This is a genomic window from Plantactinospora sp. KLBMP9567 (assembly GCF_033446045.1).
Classification (GTDB): domain Bacteria; phylum Actinomycetota; class Actinomycetes; order Mycobacteriales; family Micromonosporaceae; genus Plantactinospora.
On the sequence record NZ_JAWQRR010000010.1, the window covers coordinates 171,937 to 193,110 of the forward strand.

The following is a 21,174-nucleotide window of genomic DNA, read 5'->3' on the forward strand; positions in this document are numbered from 1 at the left end:
AGTTAAGTGAGACTTAGCCCTCATCTCAGGCGAAAACAACGATCAACCGGGCATGCGGACAACCGTTCCGGTGAACCTGTCGGACCGACCGGGCACGATGGGTCGGTGAGTGATGTGCTGGCGACGTTCGGCGCGGCGACCCGGGAGTGGTTCGGCGCCGCGTTCGCCGCGCCCACCGACGCCCAGTCCGGGGCGTGGCGTGCGGTCGGCGCCGGCCGCAACGCCCTGGTGGTCGCACCGACCGGCTCCGGCAAGACCCTCGCCGCGTTCCTCTGGTCGCTGGACCGGCTGGCCCGCGAACCGGCCCCGGCCGACCCCCGGCACCGTTGCCGGGTGGTCTACGTCAGCCCGCTGAAGGCGCTCGCCGTCGACGTCGAGCGCAACCTGCGCGCCCCGCTCACCGGCATGCGGCAGGCGGCGGCCCGGCTGGGCATCCCGCCGCCCGAGATCACCGTCGGGATGCGGACCGGGGACACCCCGGCCGACGAGCGGCGGGCGTTCGCGCGTACCCCGCCGGACATCCTGATCACCACGCCGGAATCGCTCTTCCTGCTGCTCACCTCCGCCGCCCGGGACTCGCTGCGCGGCGTGCAGACCGTGATCGTCGACGAGGTGCACGCGGTCGCCGGCACCAAGCGCGGCGCCCACCTGGCCCTCTCCCTGGAGCGGCTGGACGCCCTGCTGCCCGCCCCGGCGCAGCGGATCGGGCTCTCCGCCACGGTGCGCCCGATCGACGCCACCGCACGGTTCCTCGGCGGCGCCCGGCCGGTCACCGTGGTGCAGCCCGAGACCGCGAAGACCATCGAGGTCAGCGTGCAGGTGCCGGTCGAGGACATGACCCGGCTGGACGAGCAGGAGGCGCCGGAGGACGGGTTCGGCACCCCGCGCCGCGCGTCGATCTGGCCCGCGGTCGAGGAACGGGTCTACGACCTGGTCCGGTCGCACCGGTCGACCATCGTCTTCACCAACTCCCGGCGCAGCGCCGAGCGGCTCTGCGCCCGGCTCAACGAGCTGGCCGCCGACGAGTCCGAGTCGGCCCCCGACCCGACAGACGGGGCCGCGAACGGCCGCCCGCCCTCCCCGGGGTGGCCAGGGGACGACCGGCCGCCCTCCACCGGCCGGGCCGGGGGCGACCGGCCCGGGCCGATCCGGCCGGCGGCACCGCCCCGGCTGCCGGCGGAGATCATGGCGCAGTCGGGGGCGGCGACCGGGGCGGCGCCGGTGATCGCCCGGGCGCACCACGGCAGCGTCTCCCGGGAGGAGCGCCGGCACATCGAGGAGGCGCTCAAGTCCGGCCAGTTGCCTGCGGTGGTCGCCACCTCCAGCCTGGAGCTCGGCATCGACATGGGCGCCGTCGACCTGGTGGTGCAGATCGAGGCCCCGCCGAGCGTCGCGGCCGGCCTGCAACGGGTCGGCCGGGCCGGGCACCAGGTCGGCGCGGTCTCCCGGGGCGTGGTCTTCCCCAAGCACCGGGGCGACCTGCTCTCCTGTGCGGTGGTGGCGGAGCGGATGACCGACGGCGCCATCGAGGAGCTGCACTATCCGCGCAACCCGCTGGACGTGCTCGCCCAGCAGATCGTCGCGATGGTCGCCCTCGACGAGTGGCGGGTCGCCGACCTCACCGCCCTGATCCGTCGCGCCGCGCCCTTCGCCGAACTGCCCGACTCGGCCCTGCACGCGGTGCTCGACATGCTCTCCGGGCGCTACCCGTCCACCGCCTTCGCCGAGCTGCGCCCCCGACTGGTCTGGGACCGGGTCGCCGACCTGCTCACCGGCCGACCCGGCGCGCAACGGCTGGCGGTGACCAGCGGCGGCACCATCCCCGACCGGGGGCTGTTCGGGGTTTTCCTGGCCGGCGCCGAACGCGCGGCCAGGGTGGGTGAGCTGGACGAGGAGATGGTCTACGAGTCCCGGATCGGCGATGTCTTCCTGCTCGGCTCGTCGTCCTGGCGGATCGAGGACATCACCCCGGACCGGGTGCTGGTCTCGCCCGCGCCGGGCCAGGCGGCCCGGATGCCGTTCTGGAAGGGCGACCAGCTCGGCCGCCCGGTCGAGCTGGGTCGGGCGCTCGGCAACCGGCTGCGCGGGCTGGTCCGGGCCGACGACGACGCCGCTCGCGCCGCGCTGCGCTCCGGCGGGTTGGACGACTGGGCCGCCGGCAACCTGGTGGCGTACCTGCGCGAGCAGCAGGCCGCCACCCGGTCGGTGCCGGACGACCGGACGATACTGGTCGAGCGCTTCCGCGACGAGTTGGGCGACTGGCGGCTGGCCGTGCACTGCGTGCTCGGCGCCCGGGTCAACGGGCCGTGGGCGCTGGCCATCGCCCGCCGGCTCGCCGAACGCCACGGTGTCGACGCCCAGGTGGTCCCCTCCGACGACGGCATCGTCGTGCGGCTGCCCGACACCGCCGACGATCCGCCCGGCGCCGAGCTGGTCGCCTTCGACCCCGACGAGATCGCCGCCCTGGTGGAGGAGTCGGTGGGCGGGTCCGCCCTGTTCGCCGCGCGGTTCCGGGAGTGTGCCGCCCGCGCCCTGCTGCTGCCCCGCCGTGACCCGCGCCGCCGCCAGCCGCTCTGGCAGCAGCGCCAACGCGCCGCCCAGCTGCTCGACGTCGCCCGGGAGTACGCCGACTTCCCGATCACCCTGGAGGCGGCCCGGGAGTGCCTTCAGGACGTCTTCGACCTGCCCGGCCTGGTGTCGCTGATGCGGGAGGTGGCCGCCCGCAAGGTCCGGCTGGTCGAGGTGGAGACGTCCCGGCCGTCGCCGTTCGCCCGCTCGCTGCTCTTCGGCTACGTCGGCGCGTTCCTCTACGAGGGCGACGCCCCGCTGGCCGAACGGCGGGCCGCCGCGCTGGCGCTCGACTCGGCGCTGCTCGGCGAACTGCTCGGCCGGGTCGACCTGCGGGAGCTGCTCGACCCGACGGTGGTGACGGAGACCGAGCGGCAGTTGCGCTGGCTGACCGAGCAGCGCCGGCCCCGGGACGCCGAGGACGCGGTCGAGCTGCTCCGGCTGCTCGGCGACCTCTCCGACGCCGAGCTGGCCGAACGCGGGGTCGCACCGGAGTGGCTGACCGGGCTGGCGGCGGCCCGGCGGATCCTCCGGATCCGGGTCGCCGGTCAGGAGCGCTGGATCGGCGTCGAGGACGCCGGCCGCTACCGGGACGCGCTGGGCGTGGCCCTGCCGGTGGGAGTGGCGCAGGCGTACCTCGAACCGGTGGCCGACCCGCTCGGCGATCTCGTCGCCCGGTACGCCCGCACGCACGGCCCCTTCGCCGCGGGCACCTGCGCGGCCCGGTTCGGGCTCGGCGTCTTCGTGGTGGAGCAGACGCTGCGCCGGCTCGGCGCCGACGGGCGGGTGGTCTCCGGCGAGTTCTCGCCGACCGGCGCCGGTCCGGAGTGGTGCGACGCCGAGGTGCTCCGCCTGCTGCGCCGCCGTTCCCTGGCCGCGCTGCGCCGGGAGATCGAGCCGGTGCCGGCCCAGGCGCTGGCCACCTTCCTGCCCCGGTGGCAGCAGGTCGGTGCGGCCGCCCGGGGCGTCGAGGCGGTCGCCGCCGTGGTGGAGCAGTTGCAGGGGGTTGCGGTGCCGGCGTCCGCGCTGGAGAGCCTGGTCCTGCCCGCCCGGGTCGCCGACTACTCCCCGGCCTACCTCGACGAGCTCTGCGCCAGCGGCGAGGTGGTGTGGGCGGGCTCCGGCGCGATCGGTCGGGGCGACGGCTGGGTCACCCTGGCGTACGCCGACAGCGCCGCCCTGCTGCTGCCGCCGCCGGACGAGGCGCTGGCCCTGACCCCGCTGCACGAGGCGGTGTTGGCGGCGCTCGGCGACGGGCAGGCGCTGTTCTTCCGGTCGCTGGCCGAACGGGTCACCACCGACCAGCGGGCCGCCGACTCCGGTGCCGGCCCGGTCGAGGACGCGACGCTGGTCGGGGTGGTGTGGGAGCTGGTCTGGGCCGGCTGGCTGACCAACGACACCCTGACACCGCTGCGCGCCGTACTCGGTGCCGGGGGTGCGCACCGGCCGCGTACCGGCGCGCCCCGGACCCGCTACCGGCGGCCGGGCCGCCCCGCACTGCCGGCCAGGGGCGGGCCACCGACGGTCGCCGGGCGCTGGTCCCGGCTTCCCGGGCGGGACACCGACCCGACCCGACGGGCCGCCGCGCTCGCCGACCTGCTGCTCGAACGGCACGGGGTGGTGACCCGGGGAGCGGTGGTCGCCGAGGGAGTGTCCGGCGGCTTCGCCGCGGTCTATCCGGTGCTCTCCGCGCTGGAGGAGCGCGGGGCGGCCCGCCGTGGCTACTTCGTCGAGGGTCTCGGTGCGGCACAGTTCGCGGTACCCGGGGCGGTGGACCGGCTGCGGGCGCTCGCCGAGCCGGAGGAGTTGCGCCGGCGGGCCGGCGGGGCCCGGGTGCTGGCCGCCACCGACCCGGCCAACCCGTACGGCGCCGCGCTGCCCTGGCCGACCCGGGTGGTCGACTCCGGGGACGGCACGGTCGAACCCGACGGCGGTTCCGCCGGTACGGCGACCGGGCGGCAGCGGGTCTCCGGTGTACCGGGCGCAGCCGGGCACCGGGCCGGGCGTAAAGCGGGTGCCCTGGTGGTGCTGGTCGGCGGCGCACTCGTGCTCTATGTGGAGCGCGGCGGCCGGACCCTGCTCTCGTTCACCGACGATGGCGAGGCGCTGACCGCCGCAGCCCAAGCGCTCGGCGCCGCGGTCGGCTCCGGCGCGCTCGGTGCACTGGCGGTGGAACGCGCCGACGGTGGTTCGGTGCACGCCTCGCCGCTGCGTGACGCACTCACCGCCGCCGGCTTCCGGGCCACGCCGCGCGGGCTGCGTCTGCGCGGCTGAGCCGGAGGGTCCGCTGACCACGCGGCCAGGTTAGGCTAACCTAACGACACGCCGCGTTCCCGAGTCTGGCGGCGGCGCGTATCGAGAGGTTGCCCGATGACCGAGCTTTCCACCGCCCCGTCGCTCGTCGCCCCGTGGCGGCTCTTCCCGGCCGAGGTCGTCCGGCTGCACCGGCTGAGCCCGTCCTTCCTCCGGGTCACCTTCACCGGCGACGACTTCGACACCTTCGCCGACCCCGGCTACGACCAGCGGATCAAACTCGTCTTCCCGATCCCGGCGCACGGCTTCCGCCACCTGCCGGCCGGCACCGACTGGTACCCGCGCTGGCGGGCCCTCCCCACCGAGCTGCGCAATCCGTTCCGCACCTACACCACCAGGGCGGTACGCCGGGCGGCCCGCGAAGTCGATGTCGACATCGTGCTGCACCCCGACGGCGGCCCGTACGGCGCACACGGACCGGCGGCCCGCTGGGCACTGGCCGCCGCACCGGGTGACCGGATCGTCATCATGGGGCCGGACCACGGCTACCTCGGCGACCACGGCGGTCGGGAGTTTCAACCGGCGCTGGCCAACCGCACCCTGCTGCTGGCCGGGGACGAGACGGCGGTGCCGGCGATCGCCGCGACCCTGGAACGGCTGCCGGCCGGCAGTCGGGGCGAGGCGCTGCTCGAGGTGCCGCTCCCGGCCGACGTGCTGGAGCTGGCGGCCCCGCCGGGAATCACGGTGACCTGGCTGCCCCGCTCCGGCGCCCGGCACGGCGACCTGCTGATCCCGGCGGTCCGGGCGGCGGCCGAACGGCTGCTCCCGGCCCGGCCCGGCACCGGAACCGCCGCGCTGGCCCCGGAGGCCGAGGCGGCATGTCAAGCCGAGGCGGCCGGCAATCCGGACGAGGAACTCTGGGAGGTGCCGGTCGGGCTCTCCAGCGAGGGCCACTACGCCTGGCTGGCCGGCGAGTCCGCAGTGATCCGGGCGCTGCGCCGGCACCTGGTCACCGAACGCGGCCTGGACCGCGAGGCGGTCGCCTTCATGGGCTACTGGCGACTCGGCCGCGCCGACGACGCCGCCTGAACCGCGCCCGGCGACGAGGCGCCCGGGGAGGGTCCTTTCGTCGCAACCGTCGTAGCAGGGCCCGGTCCCACGGCGACCGGGCGGCCCCGTCCGGGTCAGAGTCGCGGTGCCACCTCGGCGGCGATCAGGTCGAGGTGGTCCAGGTCGGCGATGTCGAGCACCTGAAGGAAGATCCGGCTGGCGCCGTGCTTGGCGTACGCCTGGATCTGCTCGACGACCTGCTCCGGGGTACCGGCGACGCCGTATCCGGTCCGCATCTCCTCCGGGTCGCGACCGATCGCCTCGGCCCGGCGCCGCACCTCGGCGTCGTTCCGGCCGCAGAGCACGGCCAGCGCGGCGGAGAGCACCAGTGGGGCGCGGCCGGCGGCGACCCGACCACTCCGCTCGCCGGCCTCGGCCACCGCCGCGTAGCTGCGGGCCACCTCGGCGGCGGAGCTGAACGGCACGTTGAACTCGTCGGCGAACCGGGCAGCCAGCATCGGGGTACGCCGTAGCCCCTTGCCGCCGACGATCACCGGCAGGCTCGGCGTCTGCACCGGCTTCGGCAGCGCCGGTGAGCCGGCGAGCCGGTAGTACGTCCCGGAGTAGTCGAAGGTGCCGCCGACCGGCGTACCCCACAGCCCGGTGACCACCTCGAGTTGCTCGGTGAGCCGGTCGAACCGCTCACCGGGCGGCGGGAACGGGATCCCGTACGCCTCGTGCTCGGCCTCGAACCAACCGGTGCCGAGACCCAGCTCGACCCGGCCGCCGCTCATCTCGTCGACCTGGGCAGCGCTGATCGCCAGCGGTCCCGGCAGCCGGAAGGTCGCCGAGGTGACCAGCGTGCCGAGCCGGATCCGGGAGGTCTGCACCGCCAGGGCGGCCAGGGTCAGCCAGGCGTCGGTCGGGCCGGGCAGCCCGGTGCCGCCCATCGTGAGGTAGTGGTCGGAGCGGAAGAAACCGTCGAACCCGCACTCCTCGGTGTGCCGGGCGATCCGCAGCAGGTCCTGATAGCTGGCACCCTGCTGGGGTTCGGTGAAGATAACCAGGCGCATGTGGTCACCTTGCCAGGTGACGGGCGGCGGAGCAGCACCCGGTGCGACTTCGGACCCGGGCGCCGGGCCGGCGGAACCGGTCCGGGCTCCGGTCATGCGGAACCGGTCCGGCACCTCCCGCCGCCGCAGCACGGCCAGCCGTCAGCTCACGTCGATGCCGTGCAGCAGCCCGTCCTGGTCGCCGACCAGGAGCAGGTCGCCCACGACGACCGGCGGGCTGTAGCAGTACCCGGTGGTGGTGAGCTGCAGGCGGGTCCGGACCGACCCGGTGCCCAGGTCGAGCGCGACCAGCAGGCCGGTGGTGGTCGGGGTCCACGCGACGGAGCGGTGGATCGCCGCGCCGGTGCTGACCGGACGCGCACCGAGTCCGGTGGTCCACCGGGCCTCTCCGGTGTCCGGGTCGACCCGGGCCGCGGTACGCCCCCCGTCGTCGAACATCAGCACGTCGCCGTCGTCGAGCAGCAGCTTGGGGGCGTAGACGTAGGAGCCGGTCACCGACCAGCGCTGCTGCCCGGTGGCGGGATCCAACGCGAACGCGTTGGCCACGGTGGAGACCAGGACCAGGCCGTTCGGGAGTACCTCGAGGTTGTCCGCCCACGGGCCGTAGATGAGCCGGCTGTAGGCGGTGGTCCGGGAGTTGGTGGAGAACGACCACCGGACGGCGCCGGTGCGGGCGTCGTGGGCGTAGACGTTGCCGTCCCCGGCACCGGCGTAGACCCGGATGCCGTCGCTGGCCGCGCGCCCGGCGAACATGCCCGACCCGGGCACGTTCCACACCCGGGCGCCGGTGCGCGCGTCGATCGCCTGCCGGGTCTCGCCGGCGGCGAAGACGACCAGGGTACGGCCGGCCACCCTGGTCACCAGCGGGCTGCCCAGCACCGGGGCGCCGGCCCGGTAGGCGAACCTGCGCCGCCCGGTGGCCGGGTCGAGGGCGTAGAGGTGCTGGTCGTCCGACGGCACGTAGACGGTCCGGCCGTCGGGGGCGAACGCCGGCCGGCCGTGCACCGGGCCGAGCCTGGTCCGCCAGCTCTGGCGTAGTCCGTTGCGGGTGGGCCGGGCGCCGAGTACGGTGCCGTCGGTGGTGGTGGCGACCAGCAGGCCGTCCCGGGCGGCCAGGCCGGCCTGCACCGGGGCACCGAGTTGTTCGCGCCAGCGCAGCCGTCGCCGGGGGTCGGGGAGGGCGAACGTCCGGGTCTGCTCGTACCAGGCGCCGCCGGGGTCGGTGACCCGTACGGTCATGCGGTGCTCGCCGGGCGGCAGCGTGGTGATGTCCAGGCCGGTGCTGAAGCGGCGACCAGAGGTGTCGGCGGCGAGGTCCCGCCACTGGCCGGCGTCCTTGAGGCCGTACGTGTGCTGCGGGTAGAGCTGAGCCTGCACGCTGGCCGCCTCGGCGCGCGGAGAGAGCCGCACCGAGACCGCCAGGGTGGAGGCGGCCGGGGTGAGCGAGAGCGCCTGGGGCCGCTGCGCGAGGGCGGTCCGTGGACCGTCGAGGGGGATCTCCAGCACCGGCCGGGTCTCGGCGCTGCCGTCTGCGGCCCGCTGCACGGCCGTGATCCGCAGCACCGAACCGGCCCGTCCGGACGTACGCTCCACCCAGTAGTAGATCGGCGCCCCGCGGGTGTCGTCGACCGCGAACTGGGTCAGCCCGTTGAACCGCTGGACCTGTTCGGCGTGCACGTGCCCGGCGAACACGGCCCGTACGTTGTAGCGGTCCAGGAGCCCCAGCAGCCGTTCCTGGTCGTTGACGTAGTAGTTGTCACCGCCGAACGGGAAGTGGCAGAGCAGCACGATCGGCACGCCGGCCGGGACCCGGTTCAGGTCCCGGGTCAGCCAGTCGATGCCGGGCTCGCCGAAGCCGCCCGGCTCCTGGAGCAGGTGGCTGGGGTCCAGCGCGACGAAGTGCAGGCCGGCGTGGTCGAAGGAGTACCGGCTCGGCCCGAACAGCGCGCCGTAGCGCGCCCCGGCGGTGCTGTCCCACCGCCAGTCGTGGTTGCCGGGAACGTGCCGGATCCGGGGTCGCAACGCCGCCGGGATGGTGGACAGGTAGGTGTCGTACTCGGCCACCGAGCCGTGCTCGACGATATCGCCGACGTGGCAGACGATCGGCGGGTTCGCCGCGGCGATGTGCTGGTACACCCAGCTCACGATCTCGGTCCGCTCGGGGAGGTCCACGTCGATCTGCGTGTCACCGAGCAGCGCGAACCCGGACGGGGCGGGGCCGCCCGGCCAGGGCCGGCCGGCGGCGGTCGGCCCGCCGAGGGCGGGCGATCCGCCGGCCGCCGCGCCGGCGGCCACCGCGGCGGCCGTACCGGCGCCCAGCCGGAGGATCCGGCGGCGGTCCAGCCGGAGGTGGTCATGGTCCCGGGCAGGCATCGATGACACGGTCCGTTCCTTCCGGCCGACTTCGTCTGGAGTGCCGGTGAGCCTGGCACGGGCCCAAGTTTTCGATCAAGGTCTTCCGGGTGAATCGGCGATGATCTCGCAGGAAACCGTCAAACATGGCCGGCGGGGTGTCGGGTCCTTGCATCCGCGCCGGTCACCGGCTCGGCAGGCCTGGGGCGCAGCCGTGCTCAGGTCCCGGCCTGGCCCTGCTCAGGTCCTGGTGCCGGCAGCACCATCCCGGCCCGTTTGACGGAACGGAGCGCGACCGCGACATCGGCGTGCTGGAGGCCGGGTAGCTGGCCGATCGTCTCGGAGAGGAAGTCGTAGAGGGCGCTGTCGCTGGCCAGCGCGATCTCACCGCAGAGGTTCCGGTCTCCGGTCGTCGCGGCGATCATGAGTACGGCGGGGTGCGCGGCGAGGACTTCGCCCACCTGCCCGAGCTGGGTGGGATTCACGTTGAGCGAGACGAAGGCGTTCACCGGGAGCCCGACCACGCCGGGCTCGACGAGTGTCCGCATCCGCAGAAAGCCGGCGGTCATCATCGCCTCGGCGCGCCGCCGTACCGTGACCGGGCTCGCGCCGCACCGCTCGGCCAACTGCTGCCAGCCCTGGCGGCCGTCCCGGGTCAGAGCGGCGACGATCGTCTCGTCGAGTGGGCTCAGCCGTGGCGGGGGTACGGTCGGCACCTGCTCGTTCCACTGGTCCATCCGCTGGTCGCGCAGCCGGTCGACGACGTCGGGAGGGAGCAGGCTCGGGCTCCAGCCGTGCGGCGTGGAGAACCTGCGGATCACCTGGTTACTCCAGACCGCCAGGATCCCGTCCAGGCCGGGCAGTTGGTCGAACATGAGCTGGCGCAGGTGCTCGTTCGAGGTGTAGGAGACCTCGGCCACGCACTCGACGCTGCCGGTGACCAGCTTGACCGATCCGCTCTCCGACCATTGGGCCAGGTGCTCGGCCGACCGGCTGGCGGTGCCCGGTCGGCAGCGCAGCCGGACGAAGAGTGATCGCGCCCGACGGGTCGTCTCGCTGTCTATCACCCCGATCACCCGGACGGCCCCGCTGCGCATGAGTCGCGGCAGCCGACGGGAGACGGTCGCCTCCGAGGTGAAGACCGCCTCGCCGATCTGCGCGTGGGTGGCCCGCGGATGTGCGAGCAGGGCACCGATGATCCGGCGATCGAGTGCGTCCAACAAAGCCCCATACCCATCACTTTGACGCGATGACATGCTGAAGTCTTGCATTCGCCGTTCAAAAGTTGACACTCTACCTCGCGGCTCCGCAGACTCGCGCTCACCTTCTTCCGGTGAGGAGACAGCGAATGGCGCTTCCTGGCAAGCGACGGTACGCGATCCGGGCGGTCGCGGCGGCCACGGTCGCGCTGCTCGCAGCCGTCGCGGTACCGGCCGGCCCGACACCGGCATCTCCGGTCTCGTCCTCGTCGACGCCCCTGGCGCGACCCGCCCAGCATGTAATTTTGTTTGACTTCGATGGATTCGACCCACGTTTCGTCTACGGCCAGTACGCCGGTGTGGCGGATCTGCCGAACCTTCGGGCGCTGATCGAGGAAGGCTCGTACGGCGTCGCCGACGGCTCCTTCTCGTCGTACTCGAACTCGTCGCGGGCGACGACGGCGACCGGCACGTACCCGATCACCCACCGCAACACCGGCTACTACTACAGCCCGGAGACCGGTCGGGGCGTCTCGCAGGAGCGTCACATCGAGCCCGGCGTCGAGACGATCGCCCAGTCGCTGCGGCGCCAGGACCGCACCGCCGCCTACCTCCAGTGGTACGTCGTGCAGAACTACGGCGCCGTCTTCGGCGACCCCGCCGCCCTCTACACCCAGCCGGGCGGAAACTGCCAGACTCGTGCCGACCAGGCGATCGCGCTGCTGCGCGGGGAGCCGGTCGACTCCGGGGGCACGATGGTCGCCCCGGCGCGGATCCCGGACCTGATCACCGTCTACTGCGACGATGTCGACGCGGTGCTGCACGGCGACGGGTTCTCCGCCGCCGGCCTGCCGGCCGCGCTGGCCCGGGTGGACGCCCAGATCGGGCGGGTCCGGGAGGCCGCCCGGGAGGCGGGCATCCTGGACGAGACGGCCTTCGTCGTCACCGCCGACCACGGCGCCCGGGACTGGACCATCCCGCTGCTGCCCGAGGTGGTCGACCAGCTCGCCGGGACGGGCCTGACGGTCGAGGTCATCTCCTCCTCCGGCGGCGTACCGGACCCGGCGAGCGAGATCGTCGTCGTGGCGGCGCCGCGTACCGCCGACATCACCCTCCGGGGCCGGGCGGACACGCCGGCGCACGCCCGGAACATCGCCAGGATCATCCGTTCCGTCCCTGGGATCGCGGCCGTCTACGACGAGCGGGACCTGCGCCGGATGAAGGCCAGTGACAAGCTCGGTGACCTCGTCGTCGAGCCGATCGAGCCGTACCACCTCTCCACGCTCACCGACGGCAAGCCCCGCGGCTCGCACGGCGGCCTCGCCGAGGCGTACGTGCCACTGGTGCTCTCCGGTGCCGGGATCCGGGCCGGTGTCCCGCTGCGCGACGTCGGCCTGGTCGACGTGGCCGCCACCGTCAGCGCCCTGCTCGGCGTCCGGCCCCCGACGAGCTCCCAGGGGCACACCATCCACCGCGCCATCGAGCGCTCCTGACCGGGCCGTGCTCTGCCGCCGACCCGGCTCCGATCCCCCCAACGCAGATCGAGGAGATGACATATGACCCAGCGGATCAGGCGCGGGTACGCGGCGGCGGTCGCCGCCGCGGCCGCGCTCACGTTACTCGCCGGCTGCGGCGACTCCGACGAGTCGGATGCGGGCGACCGCAACGACATCACCGTCTGGACGCCGCAGACGACCCCGGAACGAGTCGCGGCACAGCAGAAGGTGGCGGCCCGGTTCACCGAGAAGACCGGCATCGCCGTGCAGGTCGTGCCGCTGGCCGAAGCCGACCAGCGGCAGTCCCTGGTGACCGGCGCCGCCTCCGGCGACGTACCCGACGTGATCCTGCACAGCGCCGCCTCGACGTCCGCCTGGCGCTCCCAGGGGCTGCTGGACACGAAGGCGGCGCAGCAGGTCGTCGACGACCTCGGTGCCGGCACCTTCAACCAGAACGCCCTGACCGCCTTCGGTCTCGACGGCGAGGTCGGCGCCGTGCCGAGCGACGGCTGGGTGCACCTGCTCGTCTACCGCAAGGACCTCTTCCAGGCCGCCGGGGTCCAGGTGCCCACCAACCTGGCGGAGGTGGCGCAGGCCGCCACCACGATGAAGGGGACCGGGGTGACCGGCATCGCCCTCGGCACCCAGACCGGCACCGCCTCGGGCACCGAGGCGATCTACTCGATGTTCCAGAGTGCCGGCTGCGAGCTCGTCCGCGACGGCACGGTCACGATCGACTCGGCCGAGTGCACCCGGGCGGCCGAACTCTTCAAGACGCTGCGGGACTCCAGCGTGCAGGGGGACTTCGACGTGACCAGCGCGCGGGCGGCGTACCTCGCCGGGCGCGCCTCGATGCTGCTCTTCTCGACCCACATCCTCGACGAGCTGGCCGGCCTGGACCCGGCGAACCCGGCGACCTGCCCGCAGTGCAAGAACGACCCGGCGTTCCTCGCGAAGAACTCCGGCTTCATCACGGTGCTCGACCGCAACCACCCGGCCCAGTACGGTGCGACCCTCGGCTACGGCATTCCGGAGGGCGCCCACACGGCGGAGGCGCAGCAGTACGTCAAGTTCGTGCTGGAGGAGGGGTACGCCGACACGCTCGGCTCGGCGACCGAGGGACGGATCCCGCTGCGTAACGGGACCGCCGCCGACCCGAACGCCTACCTCGACGCGTGGGGCAAGCTCGGGATCGGCCCGCAGCGGACGCAGTCCGTGGCCGAGCTGTACGGCCCGGAGATGGTCACCGCGATCCGGGACGGTATGAACGCGGTCCGGCTGTGGGGCATGGGCACCAAGGACTCGCCCCTGGCCGGCGCGGTCACCGCGGAGGGCACTCTCGCGCAGTTCCTGGAGCGGCTCTACGGCGGAACGCCGCCGGCCGAGGTGACCAAGGCGATGGCCGAGGAGGTCAAGAAGGTTCAAGCCGAGCTGTGAAGACGACGACAGCTTGGACCGCCCGTTGGGAGCGGCTCAGCCGCTCCCAACGGGAGAACCTCAACGGCCAGTTCCTCACCGCCCCGTCGCTGCTGCTGGTCACCCTGGTCGTGCTGCTCCCGTTCGTCCTGGTCGTGGTCTTCGCCCTCTCGGACACGCGGCTGATCGACATCCCGAGGTTGTCGCCGTCCACCATCGAATGGAGTTTCGACAACTTCAGGGACGCGGCGGCGTCGGAGGCATTCTGGGACGCGCTCTGGACCACGATCGCCTACGCCGCCCTGACCACCGTCGGATCCATCGGGGTCGGCCTGGCCCTCGCCCTGGCCCTGCGGCGCCCGTTCCGGGGGCGCGGGCTGGTCCGGGCGCTGCTGCTGATCCCGTACGTGCTGCCGGTCATCGCGGCGGCGATGATCTGGCGCACCATGCTCAACCCGCAGTACGGCATCGTCAATGCGGTGGGCCAGGAGTACCTCGGCTGGCAGAACCCGATCGGCTTCCTCAGCACCACGTCGGCGGAGCTGGCCGGGGTACCGGTACCGGTGTCGCTGCTCGTCGTCATCTGTTTCGAGATCTGGAAGTCCTTCCCGCTCGCCTTCCTGTTCATCACCGCCCGGTTGCAGAGCGTGCCGGGCGAGATCGAGGAGGCCGGGGCGCTGGACGGGGCCTCCGGCGGGCAGAACCTGCGCCACCTCGTCCTGCCCCAACTGCGGGGGGTCATCCTGCTCCTGCTGCTGCTGCGCTTCATCTGGTCGTTCCAGAACTTCAACGACGTCTACCTGTTGACCGAGGGTGCCGGCGGCACCCAGGTCATGGCGATCAAGGTCTACACGGAGTTGATCACCAGGGCCGACATCGGCAGCGCCGCGGCGTACGGGCTGCTGATGTCGCTGATCCTGAGCGTGCTGCTCGCCGGCTACGTGCTGCTGTCCCGACGCAGGGAGCCGGTGTGAACGCCAGCGACGCGAGGCGGTTCTGCACCACGGCCACGAACCGAGGAGGTTCCCGGTGAGTTCAGCGATGCGGCCGTCACGCCCGGCCACCGTCCTGCGTTGGACCTTCATCGTGGTCGCCCTCGCCTGCAGCGTCGGACCGGTGCTCTACGGGGTACTGCTGTCGCTGCGCCCGTACTCCGCCGCCCTGCTGGACCCGCTCGACATCGTTCCCGGGCTGAGCGAGATCGACCTGTCCAGTTACGTCACGGCGATGAAGGACGAGTCCGCCGGAGGATTCGGGCTGGGCCGGTTCGTGCTCAACTCCCTGCTGGTCGCCGTCGGCACCGTCGTGGTGTCGATCGTCGCGTGCGTCTTCGGGGCGTACGCCGTCGCCCGGCTCCGCTACCGTGGCCGCCGCGTCACCAGCGCGATCATCCTCGGCGTCTACCTCTTCCCGGGCATCGTGCTCGCGGTCCCGAAGTTCGTGATCCTGAGCCGGCTGGGGTTGACCAGGTCGCTCGTCGGGCTGCTCATCGTCTACGTCGCCGCCACCGTCCCGGTCGCGCTGTACATGATGCGCAACTACTTCCTCGCCCTGCCGGAGAGCGTCGAGGAGGCGGCCCTGCTCGACGGGTGCTCGCTGCCGACGATGCTGCGGAAGGTGGTGTTGCCGATCGCCCTGCCCGGCGTCGTGGCAACGGCCATCTACGTCTTCATGATCGCGTGGAACGAGTACTTCTACGCCCTGCTCTTCCTCGTCCAGGACCGTTCGCTGTGGACCGCGCCCCTCGGCCTCTCCCAGCTCACCGACTTCCAGGTGCCGGTGACCGTGCTCCTGGCCGGCTCCATCGCGGTGACCGTGCCGGTCATCGCCATCTTCTTCCTCGCCCAGCGCTACATCGTCACCGGTCTCACCTCGGGTGCGGACCGGTGAGCCCGGAAAGGACGCCGGTGAGCCCGGAAAGGATACCGGTGAGCCCGGGAAAGATGCCGGTGAGCCCGGAAAGGATACCGGTGACCTCGGAAAGGATGATCGACGTGACAGGCCGGGTGTCGTCGGGAACGCGTCCGTTACGACTGCTCGTACTCGGTGCGGGAGGGCGGGGCGCGCACGCGTACGCCCGGTGGTGCCTGGAGCACCCCACCGAGGCCCAGGTCGTCGCGGTCGCCGACCCCGACCGGGAGCGACGCGACCGGCTGGGCGACACGCACGCCGTGCCGCACTCCCGACGGTTCACCGACTGGCGGCAGGCGCTCGCGGCGCCCGGACCGTGGGACGGGGTCATCGTCGCGACACCGGACCGCGACCACGTGGAGCCCACACTCCGCGCCCTTGAGCTGGGACGGCACGTCCTGCTGGAGAAGCCGATCGCACCGACGCCGGAGGAGGTACAGCGGATCACGGCCGCGGCCCGGCACAGCAGCGGCACGGTCACCGTCGCCCACGTGCTCCGCTACACCCCGTTCTTCCGTACTCTTCGCCGCCTGCTCGACGAGGGACGCATCGGCCAGCTACAGGGCATCTCCCACATCGAGAACGTCGCCTACTGGCACTTCGCACACAGCTACGTACGCGGCAACTGGCACCGCGCCGACCGGTCCAGCCCGATGCTGCTGGCGAAGGCGTGCCACGACATCGACATCCTCCGGTGGCTGGTCGGCGCGCCGTGCGTAGCGGTCGCGTCGTTCGGTGAACGTCGCCACTTCCGGGCCGAGCACGCGCCGAAGGGATCGACGGAGCGCTGCATCGACGGCTGTGCCGCAGCCGACACCTGCCCGTACAACGCGGAACGGCTCTACGTCGACCAGCTCGCCACCGTCAACGGGCCGCCGGTCACGGTCATCACGAACGACACCAGCGTCGCCGGGCGACGCCACGCCCTGCGGACGACCGACTACGGGCGGTGCGTCTACCGGATGGACAACGACGTCGTCGACCACCAGACGTCGACGCTGCTGTTCGGCAACGGCGTCACGGCCTCGCTGGTGGTCTCCGCGTTCACCGCCCAGAACACCCGCACCCTGGTGCTGATGGGCAGCCACGGGCAGATCACCGCCGACATGGGCTCCGGGCGGATCGAAGTCGCTCCGTTCCTGGAGACGCCACCCCAGGTGGACGGGCGACGGGCCAACCCGACGCTGGAGGTCGGCGCCGGCGCCCACGGGGTCACCGAGGAGGTCACCGAAGCCTTCACCGGGCACGGTGGCGGAGACTCCGGGCTGATGAGCGACTTCGTGCAGCGGGTCCGCCGCCGGCTGCACGGCGACGAGGTCGGGGACGCCCCGAGCTCGCTGGCGGAGAGCCTGGAGAGTCACCTCGTCGCCTTCGCCGCCGAACGGTCGCGGCGCAACCGCACCGTGGAGGAGCTGTAGGCGATGCAGGATCTCCTCCGCGACCTGGTGGTACGGGTGGCCGGCAGTGCCGAGGGCGTACGGGTGGAACGGGTCCCGGCCGCCGCCGACGGCACGACGGTCGCCGGGTACGAGTGCCGGGACGGCGTACTCACCCTGCGCGGTTCGGACCCGGTCGCCGCGGCCTCCGCCTTCGGGCAGTACCTGAAGGCGTACGCCGGCCGCCAGGTGACCTGGGACAGCCCACGCCTCGACCCACCGCCGACCTCCTGGCCGGCGGCCCCCTCGACCCGGCTGAGCACCCCGTTCCCGATCCGCTACCACCTCAACGCCGTGACCTACGGCTATTCGACGGCGTTCTGGGACTGGGACCGCTGGGAGCGGGAGATCGACTGGATGGCGCTGCACGGCGTCACACATCCGCTCATGCAGGTCGGGCACGAGGCGGTGCTGGCGGAGTTGTACCGGCGGGCCGGGCTCGATCCGGCCCGGATCGAGGCGTGGATCGGCAGCGCGGCACACTTCCCGTGGACCTGGATGGGGAACACCAACTCGTTCGGCGGACCGCTGCCGGCGACCTGGATCGACCGGCACGTCGAGTTGGCGCGCCGGATCCTCGACCGGGAGCGGGCGCTGGGGATGACGCCGGTGCTGCCGATGTTCGGCGGGCACGTGCCGCCGGAACTCGCCGACGCCTCGGCCGGGGAACTCGAATGGCAGGGCTGGCGCACCCCGATCCTCGGGCCGGACAGCCCGCTGTTCGAGCGGCTCGCCGCCGAGTTCCTCGGCATCCAACGCGAGCTCTTCGGCACCGACCACCATTACGCCGTCGACCCGTTCGTCGAGTCCGTGCCGCCGAGCGGGGAGCCCGGCTATCTGGCGTCGGTGGGTCGGGCGGTCCACCGGACGATGGCGGAGCGCGATCCCGAGGCGGTCTGGGTGCTGGCCGGCTGGCCGTTCCACTACCAGCGCGAGTTCTGGACGCCGGACCGGGTACACGCGTTCCTCTCCGAGGTACCGACCGAGCGGCTGCTCCTGCTCGACCTCTGGGGCGAGTACGCACCGATGTGGCGCCGTGACGGCATGTTCGGGCGGCGCTGGGTCTGGTGCGCGATCCACAACTTCGGCGGCCGTTTCGCGCTCTTCGGCGACCTGCGCGGACTGACCCGTGACATCGACGAGCTGCGACAACTCCGGCCGTCCGGGCTGGTCGGCATCGGGCTGGCCCCGGAGGCGATCGAGAACAACACCGTCTTCTACGAGTTGGCCGCCGACCTTGCCTGGGGCGTACCGCCGGTTTCCGAGTGGCTCGACTCGTTCGCCCGGCAGCGGTACGCGACCGCGCACGACGACGTCGTACGGGCGTGGCGGATCCTGGCGGACACGCTGTACGGGCCGGGACGTACCCGCTCCATCCCGTCGCCCGTCATCGCCCGCCCCTGGTCGGCCGGCACGCCTTTCGCGGCGCAGCGCCTCGCCGGCGAGTTCGTCCCGCAGGACGCCGAGCCAGCACAGCGGCCGGCGAACATCGACGCGGAGGCGCTGCGGCCGTCGGCGAACATCGACGCGGAGAACGATCCGATGGTGCTCGGCGCCCTGCCACGGATCGCCCACGCCGCGCGACTGCTGCTGCGGCGGGCCACCGAGGTGACCGTCCGGGATCCGCTGGAACGCGACGTCGCCGAGCTGGTCGGCCACGTGCTGGCGCAGGGCGCCCGGGTACACATCCGCGGCATCGTGGCGGCCTTCGCCGACCGGGATCCGACGGCGATCCTGGCGCATCTCGCCCGGTTCCGGAGCGATCTGCTCGACCTCGACGAACTCGCCGGTACCCGGGTGGAGTCCCGGGTCGGGCACTGGATCGCCGCCGCCCGCGCCTGGGGCGGGTCGCCGGCCGAGGCCGACGTGATGGAGCGGGACGCCCGCAGCCTCGTCTCGGTCTGGGGACACCAGTCGAGCGGGCTGCACGACTACTCCGGGCGCCACTGGTCCGGCCTCGTCCGGGACTACTACCTGCCCCGCTGGGAGTTGTGGGGCGCCTGGCTGGCCGAGGCGGCACGGACCGGACGGGAGCCGGACGTCGACGTCCTGCGGGCGCGCATCGTCGCGCACGAGGAATCCTGGCGGAACTCCCTGGGCGGCTACTCCGCCGAGCCTGCCGGAAACACCCGCGACGTCGCGGCACGGATCCTCGACCGGCTCGGTCACTGACCGCCGTGATTGGGGACCCGACGTACGGCTACACGCTCCCGATGTTGTCGCAGGTCGGCGTGCCGCCGCCGCCCGACGACTTCGCGGACTTCTGGACCGGTCTGCACCAGCGGGCCCGCCAGGTCGACCCGGCACCCGTGGCGCGACCGAGCGGCCACCCGGAGTCGAGCCGGCCCGGCGGCTCGACGTACGACGTGGAGTTCACCTCGCTGGGCGGGATCCGGCTCGGCGGCTGGCTGCGCCTGCCGGCCGACGGGCGCGTGGAACGTGGCCTGGTGGTCGGGCACGGGTACGGCGGTCGGGCGACACCCGACGCCGCCGTGCCGGTCGAACGGGCCGCGGCGCTGTACTTCGGTTCGCGCGGGCTGCCGACCCGCGGTCTCGTGCCGGGCATCCCCGACACGGCGCGGCGGCACGTCCTGCACGGCATCGCCGACCGGGGCACCTACGTGCACGGTGGCTGCGCGGCGGACGTCTGGGCCGCGGTCAGTGCGCTGTGCCGGCTCGTACCGGAGGCGGCTGCCCGGGTCGACTACCTGGGGACCAGCTTCGGCGGTGGCATCGGCGCGCTCGCCCTGCCGTGGGACGACCGGATCACCAGCGCGTGCCTGGTGGTGCCGAGTTTCGGCAACCACCCGCTGCGGCTGACCATGCCCTGTACCGGAAGCGGCGAGGCGGTCCGGGAGCACGCCCGCGCCCATCCGGAGGTCCACGAGGTGCTGCGGTACTTCGACGCCGCGACCGCCGCGATGTTCCTGCGCATCCCCACCCACGTGGGACTGGCGCTCGCCGATCCAGCCGTGCCGCCGCCGGGGCAGTTCGCGGTCTACAACGCGCTCGCCGGGCCGCGTGCGCGGTTTCTGCTGAGCGCCGGGCACACCCCGTACGCCGGTATGGTCCGCGAGGCCGAGGCTCTCTCTACCGCGCAGCGCGACTTCCTCGCCCCGCTCGGTCCGGCTCCACCGGCCTGAGCTGGCCGGGGCGCCGCGCCGGGCTACCCTTCCGGCTGTGCCCGGTTACGCATGGCTCAGCCTGACCACCGACTACGGCCTCTCCGACGGGTTCGTGGCCGCCTGTCACGGGGTGGTCGCCCGGATCGCCCCGGCCGTCCGGGTGATCGACGTCAGCCATCTGGTCCCGCCCGGAGACGTCGTCCGGGGCGCCACGGTACTGGCCCAGACCGTCGGACACCTGCCGCCGGCCGTGCACGTGGCGGTGGTCGACCCGGGCGTGGGTACCGCGCGGCGCGGCGTCGCGTTGGGTACCCCCGGCGGCCTGCTGGTCGGGCCGGACAACGGGCTGCTCCCCCGGGCCGCGAGCGTGCTCGGCGGCATCACCGAGGCGGTGGAGCTGACCAGCGCGGAATGGTTCCCCGACCCGTCCCGCACGTTCCACGGCCGGGACGTCTTCGCCCCGGCCGCCGCCCGGTTCGCGCTCGGCGCACCCCTGACCGACGCCGGCCCGGCCGTCGACCCGGCGACCCTGGTACGGCTGGCCGAGCCGGTCGTGCGCAGGGGTGAGGGCTGGGTGGAGGCCGAGGTGCTGACCGTCGACCACTTCGGCAACGTGCAACTCGCCGCCCCCGGCGCCGCGCTGCGGCACCTCGGTCCGGTGGTCCGGATCGGCGCGCGGCGGGCGGTCCGGGGCGGCACCTTCGGCGACGCCGCCGCCGGTGAGATCGTGGTCTATCCGGACTCGGCCGACCACCTGGCGGTCGCGGTCAACGGGGGCCGCGCCGACGAACTCCTCCGCGTCGCCCCGGGCGACGTACTGCGGCTGGAGTGAGGGCCGCGCCGACCCGGCGTACCGGCGCCGACCCGGCCCACGCACCGCCCGCGTCGAGCCACCGGACGGCACCGGGAATCGGCCGGTGGAGCCGAAAAGGATGACAAAACTGTCTACTGTGCCCGCGCCGGGCTGCTGTGAAATGCTTACCGCGTGGGGAAACAAACGATCGATGTTGCCGCCTGCCCATGCTGCGCGCACCGGACCGGCGGCGGCACCTGTCCGATCTGCTTCTGGACCGACGACGGTTCCACCGACCAGAATGCCGGCACCGCCCGGGGCGGCCCCAACGGTGAGCTGAGCCTGTCAGACGCCCGGCTCAACTACGCCATCTACGGCGCGAGCCACCCGCGTTACCAGGACGCGGTCCGCCAGCCCCGTCCCGAGGAGTTGCCCTGACCCTGGGTGGGCGGCGGTAGGACGCGGCTCCGCCACCGGGCTGCCGTCCACCCGACGGAGGGTC

General features: G+C 73.2%; 14 protein-coding genes. 11 read left to right on the forward strand and 3 right to left on the reverse strand.

From position 1 onward, the window contains the following. The first annotated feature begins 114 nt into the window (after positions 1-114). Positions 115-4,842: a DEAD/DEAH box helicase gene (locus R6Y94_RS08505; protein WP_318395283.1), complete on the forward strand. Its 4,728-nt coding sequence runs from the start codon at positions 115-117 to the stop codon at positions 4,840-4,842. Between the two features lie 96 nt (positions 4,843-4,938). Then, entirely contained in the window at positions 4,939-5,910 is a 972-nt protein-coding gene (locus R6Y94_RS08510) for a siderophore-interacting protein (protein WP_318395227.1), read from the forward strand. 95 nt (positions 5,911-6,005) lie between these two features. Here R6Y94_RS08510 and R6Y94_RS08515 read toward each other — a convergent pair whose 3' ends face one another. The 3 genes from R6Y94_RS08515 to R6Y94_RS08525 form a co-directional block, all read right to left on the reverse strand. Beyond that, a complete protein-coding gene (locus tag R6Y94_RS08515; RefSeq protein WP_318395228.1) occupies positions 6,006-6,944 on the reverse strand; it encodes an LLM class F420-dependent oxidoreductase in 939 nt (312 codons plus the stop codon). 141 nt (positions 6,945-7,085) lie between these two features. Continuing rightward, a complete protein-coding gene (locus tag R6Y94_RS08520; RefSeq protein ID WP_318395284.1) occupies positions 7,086-9,317 on the reverse strand; it encodes a PQQ-binding-like beta-propeller repeat protein in 2,232 nt (743 codons plus the stop codon). Between the two features lie 197 nt (positions 9,318-9,514). Next, complete coding sequence (locus R6Y94_RS08525; protein WP_318395229.1) at positions 9,515-10,516, reverse strand: Lrp/AsnC family transcriptional regulator; 1,002 nt, start codon at positions 10,514-10,516, stop codon at positions 9,515-9,517. Positions 10,517-10,644: 128 nt separating this feature from the next. On the opposite strand from R6Y94_RS08525, the gene R6Y94_RS08530 reads away from it, so the two are divergent. The 9 genes from R6Y94_RS08530 to R6Y94_RS08570 all read left to right on the forward strand — a co-directional run bounded on the left by R6Y94_RS08530 (position 10,645) and on the right by R6Y94_RS08570 (position 21,110). Beyond that, positions 10,645-11,988: an alkaline phosphatase family protein gene (locus R6Y94_RS08530; RefSeq protein WP_318395230.1), complete on the forward strand. Its 1,344-nt coding sequence runs from the start codon at positions 10,645-10,647 to the stop codon at positions 11,986-11,988. Between the two features lie 63 nt (positions 11,989-12,051). Next, the gene (locus tag R6Y94_RS08535; protein ID WP_318395231.1) at positions 12,052-13,428 is read left to right on the forward strand and encodes an ABC transporter substrate-binding protein; all 1,377 of its coding nucleotides are present in this window, start codon (positions 12,052-12,054) and stop codon (positions 13,426-13,428) included. Then, complete coding sequence (locus R6Y94_RS08540) at positions 13,425-14,381, forward strand: sugar ABC transporter permease (RefSeq protein ID WP_318395232.1); 957 nt, start codon at positions 13,425-13,427, stop codon at positions 14,379-14,381. The genes R6Y94_RS08535 and R6Y94_RS08540 overlap by 4 nt, the downstream gene beginning before the upstream one ends. A 55-nt stretch (positions 14,382-14,436) precedes the next feature. Beyond that, positions 14,437-15,297, forward strand: a complete 861-nt coding sequence (locus R6Y94_RS08545) for a carbohydrate ABC transporter permease (protein ID WP_318395233.1) — start codon at positions 14,437-14,439, stop codon at positions 15,295-15,297. A 95-nt stretch (positions 15,298-15,392) separates the two neighbouring features. Further along, positions 15,393-16,736 carry a Gfo/Idh/MocA family oxidoreductase gene (locus R6Y94_RS08550; RefSeq protein WP_318395234.1) on the forward strand — a complete coding sequence of 448 codons (1,344 nt, stop codon included), beginning with the start codon at positions 15,393-15,395 and terminating at the stop codon, positions 16,734-16,736. A gap of 3 nt (positions 16,737-16,739) precedes the next feature. After that, complete coding sequence (locus R6Y94_RS08555) at positions 16,740-18,926, forward strand: alpha-N-acetylglucosaminidase (protein ID WP_318395235.1); 2,187 nt, start codon at positions 16,740-16,742, stop codon at positions 18,924-18,926. Between the two features lie 41 nt (positions 18,927-18,967). Further along, positions 18,968-19,897, forward strand: coding sequence for an acetylxylan esterase (locus R6Y94_RS08560; RefSeq protein ID WP_318395236.1), 930 nt, complete (start codon positions 18,968-18,970; stop codon positions 19,895-19,897). A 37-nt stretch (positions 19,898-19,934) separates the two neighbouring features. Then, positions 19,935-20,711 (forward strand): SAM-dependent chlorinase/fluorinase, encoded by a 777-nt coding sequence (locus R6Y94_RS08565; RefSeq protein ID WP_318395237.1) that lies wholly within the window; start codon positions 19,935-19,937, stop codon positions 20,709-20,711. Between the two features lie 153 nt (positions 20,712-20,864). Continuing rightward, positions 20,865-21,110, forward strand: coding sequence for a CPCC family cysteine-rich protein (locus R6Y94_RS08570; protein WP_318395238.1), 246 nt, complete (start codon positions 20,865-20,867; stop codon positions 21,108-21,110). Positions 21,111-21,174 lie beyond the last annotated feature (64 nt).

Bases quoted from the DNA above. Each gene is read 5' to 3' on its own strand.
- R6Y94_RS08510 (WP_318395227.1), top strand. From the start codon at position 4,939: ATGACCGAGCTTTCCACCGCCCCGTCGCTCGTCGCCCCGTGGCGGCTC.
- R6Y94_RS08515 (WP_318395228.1), bottom strand. From the start codon at position 6,944: ATGCGCCTGGTTATCTTCACCGAACCCCAGCAGGGTGCCAGCTATCAG.
- R6Y94_RS08520 (WP_318395284.1), bottom strand. From the start codon at position 9,317: ATGCCTGCCCGGGACCATGACCACCTCCGGCTGGACCGCCGCCGGATC.
- R6Y94_RS08530 (WP_318395230.1), top strand. From the start codon at position 10,645: ATGGCGCTTCCTGGCAAGCGACGGTACGCGATCCGGGCGGTCGCGGCG.
- R6Y94_RS08535 (WP_318395231.1), top strand. From the start codon at position 12,052: ATGACCCAGCGGATCAGGCGCGGGTACGCGGCGGCGGTCGCCGCCGCG.
- R6Y94_RS08550 (WP_318395234.1), top strand. From the start codon at position 15,393: ATGATCGACGTGACAGGCCGGGTGTCGTCGGGAACGCGTCCGTTACGA.
- R6Y94_RS08555 (WP_318395235.1), top strand. From the start codon at position 16,740: ATGCAGGATCTCCTCCGCGACCTGGTGGTACGGGTGGCCGGCAGTGCC.
- R6Y94_RS08560 (WP_318395236.1), top strand. From the start codon at position 18,968: ATGTTGTCGCAGGTCGGCGTGCCGCCGCCGCCCGACGACTTCGCGGAC.